Origin of the sequence: Nitrosomonas sp. Nm166 (assembly GCF_900112825.1) — a bacterium.
GTDB lineage: Bacteria > Pseudomonadota > Gammaproteobacteria > Burkholderiales > Nitrosomonadaceae > Nitrosomonas.
This window is the reverse complement of record NZ_FONE01000080.1, coordinates 1-5,649: the sequence shown is the minus strand read 5'-3', so window position 1 is coordinate 5,649 and position 5,649 is coordinate 1. Positions and strand designations below refer to the sequence as shown.

At 46.8% G+C, this 5,649-nt stretch carries 6 protein-coding genes; 3 read left to right on the top strand and 3 right to left on the bottom strand.

Annotation, left to right across the window (positions count from 1 at the left end):
- Positions 1-31: 31 nt before the first annotated feature.
- Positions 32-160 carry a hypothetical protein gene (locus tag BM021_RS16370; RefSeq protein WP_256207952.1) on the bottom strand — a complete coding sequence of 43 codons (129 nt, stop codon included), beginning with the start codon at positions 158-160 and terminating at the stop codon, positions 32-34.
- 97 nt (positions 161-257) lie between these two features.
- Complete coding sequence (gene lgt, locus BM021_RS14425; RefSeq protein ID WP_090721690.1) at positions 258-1,079, bottom strand: prolipoprotein diacylglyceryl transferase; 822 nt, start codon at positions 1,077-1,079, stop codon at positions 258-260.
- A gap of 106 nt (positions 1,080-1,185) precedes the next feature.
- On the opposite strand from lgt, the gene ilvD reads away from it, so the two are divergent.
- Genes ilvD through BM021_RS14410 form a run of 3 tightly spaced genes read left to right on the top strand, consistent with a single transcriptional unit; the run spans position 1,186 to position 5,296 of the window.
- The gene (gene ilvD / locus BM021_RS14420) at positions 1,186-2,859 is read left to right on the top strand and encodes a dihydroxy-acid dehydratase (protein WP_090721689.1); all 1,674 of its coding nucleotides are present in this window, start codon (positions 1,186-1,188) and stop codon (positions 2,857-2,859) included.
- A gap of 25 nt (positions 2,860-2,884) precedes the next feature.
- Complete coding sequence (locus BM021_RS14415; RefSeq protein WP_090721688.1) at positions 2,885-4,966, top strand: thioredoxin domain-containing protein; 2,082 nt, start codon at positions 2,885-2,887, stop codon at positions 4,964-4,966.
- Between the two features lie 18 nt (positions 4,967-4,984).
- A complete protein-coding gene (locus tag BM021_RS14410) occupies positions 4,985-5,296 on the top strand; it encodes a c-type cytochrome (RefSeq protein ID WP_090721687.1) in 312 nt (103 codons plus the stop codon).
- 94 nt (positions 5,297-5,390) lie between these two features.
- Here the strand turns inward: BM021_RS14410 and BM021_RS14405 are convergent.
- A partial coding sequence (locus BM021_RS14405) for a transposase (protein WP_218147881.1) occupies positions 5,391-5,649 on the bottom strand: 259 nt, incomplete at its 5' end.

Here is a 5,649-nt window from a genome sequence, read left to right as displayed (position 1 = left end):
TGCCAGCGTCGTGAATGGAGATTTGTCAGCATCATTGGCTGCGCATCAAATACAAACCCATCGCTTGCTGCTTGACTGATGCCTTACGGGTGGCGCTAGTTTTCTGAACAAGAACAGCACCTTGCTCAAGCCGTCGATAGTATTTATGCTTGGAATCCATCAATTACACACCGTGTAGACTAATAATGTAAATTGATGGAAATAAGTAGTGGTGTAGCGTTTTTACTGTCCAATAGCCCAAAAAACTTATTAAAATTTTAATATTTCTTACGCTTGCGTACATTACTCTGTGGGGTATTTATTTGACGTTTTGACCAGATCAATATCCCCATTCCCACTAAGATCATTGGAATCGAGAGCCATTGACCCATAGTCATTCCTAAAGTCAATATGCCCATAAATCCATCTTCCGGTTCGCGGAAGAATTCTGCGAATGAACGTAGGATACCATAACCGATCAGGAACATGCCGCTCACTGCACCTGTTGGGCGTGGCTTGGAAGAATAAATCCAGAGAAAGAGAAAAAATACCATACCTTCAAGTGCAAATTGATAGAGCTGAGACGGATGGCGGGGAAGTTCGTCGACATACGGAAAAACCATACCCCATGGAACATCGGTGGGACGTCCCCATAATTCGGCATTGATGAAATTTCCTATTCGACCAGCTCCGAGTCCTAAAGGAACCAGCGGTGCAATGAAATCAGTTACTGATAGCCATTTCAGATGGTGTTTACGCGCAACCAGTAGCATGGCGATGAGGACACCGAGGAGTCCGCCATGGAAAGACATACCACCTTCCCAGATGGCAAAAATGTGCAGTGGATGCTCCAGGTAATAACTGAATTGATAGAACAGTACATGCCCCAGGCGTCCACCCAGAATCACGCCGAGCATGCCGTAGAACAGCGCATCGTCCAGCATTTCATAAGTAAAGGTAATATGCGGATGATGTTTGATGCGATAGCGCCCTAACAGGATAAATAGCACAAAACCGATCAGATACATCAATCCATACCAATGCACGGAGAGTGGTCCCACGGAAATGGCAACTGGATCAATTTGGGGATGAACGAGCATAGCTTCGGCCTTATTTACGGTAAAATGCCGGCTATTATACCAAGTGCGTTTGTGATAATCGTACGCCTTGTCATAAATTGTATTTTTATCTTATTCAGGAGCAAGCATGCCAGACAATAAAAGGAGCCAGGCCATTACCCAGGGTGCGCAACGTACCCCTAACCGCGCGATGTTACGCGCCGTGGGATTTAACGATGGGGATTTCAACAAGCCCATTGTGGGCGTGGCCAATGGCTATTCCACCATTACACCGTGCAATAAAGGCTTGAACGAGCTTTCGTTAAAAGCGGAAGCTGCATTGAAACAAGCGGGTGCAATGCCGCAGATGTTCGGCACCATTACGGTGTCGGATGGGATCTCGATGGGTACGGAAGGCATGAAATACTCTCTGGTTTCGCGCGAAGTCATCGCTGATTCGATTGAAACCTGTGTGCAGGCAGAAAGCATGGATGGAGTAATCGCTATCGGTGGCTGCGACAAGAATATGCCAGGAGCGATGATCGCGATTGCACGCATGAATGTACCGGCGATTTTTGTGTATGGCGGCACGATCAAGCCGGGCCACTATAAAGGGCAGGATTTGACTATTGTCAGCGCATTTGAAGCAGTGGGTCAGCACAGTGCGCACAAAATTGACGACGAAGAACTGCTGCAGGTGGAACGTCATGCCTGCCCCGGTGCTGGTTCTTGCGGCGGCATGTTTACCGCCAACACCATGTCATCCGCTTTTGAAGCCATGGGTATGAGCCTGCCGTATTCTTCAACCATGTCAGCGGAAGATGATGAAAAGTTGGTCAGCGCCGGCCAATCCGCCGAGGTATTGGTCAGTGCCATCAGGAAACAGTTATTACCGCGTGACATCATTACTCGCAAATCGGTCGAGAACGCTATCGCAGTGATTATGGCCGTAGGAGGCTCCACCAATGCAGTACTGCATTTTCTGGCGATTGCTCATGCGGCGAAAGTTCCGTTGAGCATTGATGATTTTGAGCAAATACGCGGTAAAGTGCCAGTATTGTGCGATCTGAAGCCTTCAGGTCGCTATGTGACCGCCGATTTGCATCGTGCCGGCGGTATTCCGCAAGTGATGAAAATGCTGCTGAATCAGGGCCTGTTGTATGGGGATTGCATCACGATCAGCGGGCAAACTATTGCAGAAGTATTGCAGGATATTCCAGATGCGCCGCGCTCGGATCAGAATGTGATCCGCCAATGGGATAACCCGATGTATGCACAGGGGCATCTGGCGATTTTGAAGGGCAACCTATCGACTGAAGGTTGTGTGGCAAAAATTTCCGGTATCAAGAATCCTAAAATCACCGGCTCTGCGCGGGTATTTGAATCAGAAGAAACTTGCATGGCGGCGATTCTGGCACGCAAAATCCAGCCTGGTGATGTGGTGGTGATTCGTTATGAAGGACCCAAGGGTGGTCCGGGTATGCGGGAAATGCTTTCTCCTACGTCAGCCCTGATTGGCGAAGGTCTGGGGGATTCCGTCGGATTGATTACTGATGGTCGTTTCTCCGGTGGTACTTATGGCATGGTGGTCGGGCATGTCGCACCGGAAGCTTTCGTTGGTGGAAATATTGCGCTGGTGCAGGAAGGTGATTCAATCACCATTGATGCTGAACAGCGCTTGTTGCAATTGAATGTTCCGGATGAAATTCTGGCGCAGCGACGCGCAGCATGGCAACCTCCGCAACCGCGTTATTCTCGCGGCGTGCTGGCCAAATATGCTAAGCTGGTATCCAGTGCCAGTGCTGGCGCAATCACTGATTAATTCTGCGTAATTCCTGACCTCGCTGATGGCTAATCATCTTCGCAACGAAACCAGTCCTTATTTGCTGCAACATGCAGACAATCCGGTGGACTGGTATCCATGGGGCGAAGAAGCACTTAATTTGGCGCGCACACAAAATAAACCCATTTTACTTTCGATCGGCTATTCGGCCTGTCACTGGTGCCATGTGATGGCGCATGAATCGTTTGAGAATGCGGAAGTGGCCGCAACAATGAATCAGCTTTTCATCAACATTAAGGTAGATCGAGAAGAACGTCCGGATATTGATCAGATCTATCAAACTGCACATTACATTTTGAATCAACGTAATGGTGGCTGGCCGCTGACGATGTTTCTAACTCCTGAACAAAAGCCTTATTTTGGCGGCACTTATTTTCCGCTCGAATCGCGTTATGGATTGCCGGGTTTTATAGACTTACTGTCACGTGTTGCTGAAGCCTATTACACGCGCAGTCAAGATATCGAGAAGCAGGGCAGGGTATTGCTGGAATTGATGCATGAAACATTGCCAAACAGAAAATCATCAACTGTGAAATTCTCCGAGCCGTTATTAACACAAGCAATTATGCAGTTGGAAGAATTGTTTGATCCAGTTTATGGCGGTTTTGGAGAGGCTCCCAAATTTCTACATCCTGCTGAACTCTCATTTTGTTTGCAGCAGTATTTCAGAACGCAACGCGCCAAAGCTCTACAGATGACCACTTTTACGTTGGAACAAATGGCTAGAGGGGGTATTTATGACCAACTGGGCGGCGGGTTTTATCGCTATAGTACCGATACTTACTGGCGCATTCCGCATTTTGAAAAAATGCTGTATGACAATGGACCCTTGCTTCAGCTTTATACTACTGTCTGGCTGGCCACGAAGAAGCCACTTTTTCAGCAGATTGTCGAAGATACCGCGCAGTGGGTGATGCGGGAAATGCAATCCGACAAAAGCGAAGAAGGCGGCTATTATTCCACGCTGGATGCTGATTCGGAACATGAGGAAGGCAAATTCTATGTCTGGGATCGTGATCAGATTGCGCGGATTTTGTCTTCAGAAGAATTTGAAGTGGTTGCGCCCTATTATGGTTTATCACAGGCGCCCAATTTTGAGCAAAAGCTATGGCACCTGGAAATTACAGCATCGCTGGAAGAAATTGCACAGCATGTTGGCATCAGTCTGGATTTGGCGCAGCAAAGATTATCGTCTGCGCGTAGTAAATTACAAGCAGTTCGTGCACAGCGTATTCGTCCCGGGCGCGATGAAAAAATCCTGGTGAGCTGGAATGGCTTGATGATCAAAGGAATGGCTATTTCCGGGCGGATATTTGGTCAGCAGGCTTGGGTGAAATCAGCACAGCGCGCGATAGATTTTATTCGTACAACATTATGGAGAAGTGATCATTTATTGGCGACGTATAAAGACGGCAAAGCACATCTCAATGCCTATCTGGATGATTATGTGTTTCTGCTGGATGGCTTACTGGAATTGATGCAAACAGAGTTTCGGCTGACCGATCTGGAATTTGCCACTGCATTGGCAGAAGTATTGTTGAACCAATTCGAAGACAAAGAAATCGGCGGTTTCTTTTTTACGAGCCATGATCATGAGCAGTTAATCCATCGTCCGAAGCCTGTTTATGATAATGCTATGGCATCAGGAAATGGCACGGCGGCACTCGTATTGCAGCGATTGGGTCATATATTAAGTGAGCCTCGATACATGCAATCTGCAGAAAAAACAATTAGCCTGTTTTATCCTGCGATGTCCACTCAGTTTAGAGGATATTGCAGTTTATTGACGGCGTTGGATGAAATGCTGCACCCACCGATAATGATCATTTTACGTGGCGAGCCGCCCGATCTGATGGAATGGCAGCGTATCTTGCAGCATCGATATCCATCCATACTGATTTTAGCAATCCCGCTGGAACTAATTAATTTGCCATTTAGTCTCAGGAAAGCAGTATCATCTGAGGTGGCAGTTGGTTCTGTAAGTGCCTGGATATGTACGGCGACAGGTTGCATGCCGGAAATAACAAATTTGCAGGATTTGCTGCATGTCTGTGAAGTTCAGGGTAGAATGACAGCCCTTTTATAATTTTAATAAGGAAAAAATATGAAAAAAGTATTAATAGGAGCAGTTGCTGCATCAGCCTTATTATTAGCCGGTGTTGCACAAGCAAGCGCAGATCTTGCTAAAAGTAGTGGTTGTATGAATTGCCATAATGTTGATACTAAGCTGGTGGGTCCAAGCTTGAAAGATATTGCTGCCAAATATGCAGACCAACCTGATGCTGCTACATACTTAGCAGGAAAAATCAAAGGTGGAAGCAATGGTGTCTGGGGCCCAATTCCAATGCCACCCAATACTAACGTGAGCGATGAAAACGCTAAAGCGTTAGCTGAATTTATTCTGACATTGAAATAAGTCGTTCTGGTTACAAAAAAGCCGACGTTATGACGCGTCGGCTTTTTATTTGTATGAACAATTACTTACAAATAACGTGAGTTCGACATAAGGATCACATCAGTACGACTGGAAGAGCTTGTGAGGATCTGATATCAAGGGAGGGTTTCTTCTCGCGGAATGTGTAAGCTGCCAGCCCGGCTATCAGATTAACAAAGAAGTTAAATCGGCTACGATGACAAGAATGCTCAATTTGCGAGATGTTTTTCAGTTGATCGCTGACAGGCTCAATGATCGAGCGTTTACGCAACAAGAGTTTGTCAAATAGCGGCAACAACCTGTTTTTCATGTTCCTGCGCACCCTGGTGACGAGC

Bases quoted from the DNA above. Each gene is read 5' to 3' on its own strand.
- BM021_RS16370 (WP_256207952.1), bottom strand. From the start codon at position 160: ATGGATTCCAAGCATAAATACTATCGACGGCTTGAGCAAGGTGCTGTT.
- lgt (WP_090721690.1), bottom strand. From the start codon at position 1,079: ATGCTCGTTCATCCCCAAATTGATCCAGTTGCCATTTCCGTGGGACCA.
- ilvD (WP_090721689.1), top strand. From the start codon at position 1,186: ATGCCAGACAATAAAAGGAGCCAGGCCATTACCCAGGGTGCGCAACGT.
- BM021_RS14415 (WP_090721688.1), top strand. From the start codon at position 2,885: ATGGCTAATCATCTTCGCAACGAAACCAGTCCTTATTTGCTGCAACAT.
- BM021_RS14410 (WP_090721687.1), top strand. From the start codon at position 4,985: ATGAAAAAAGTATTAATAGGAGCAGTTGCTGCATCAGCCTTATTATTA.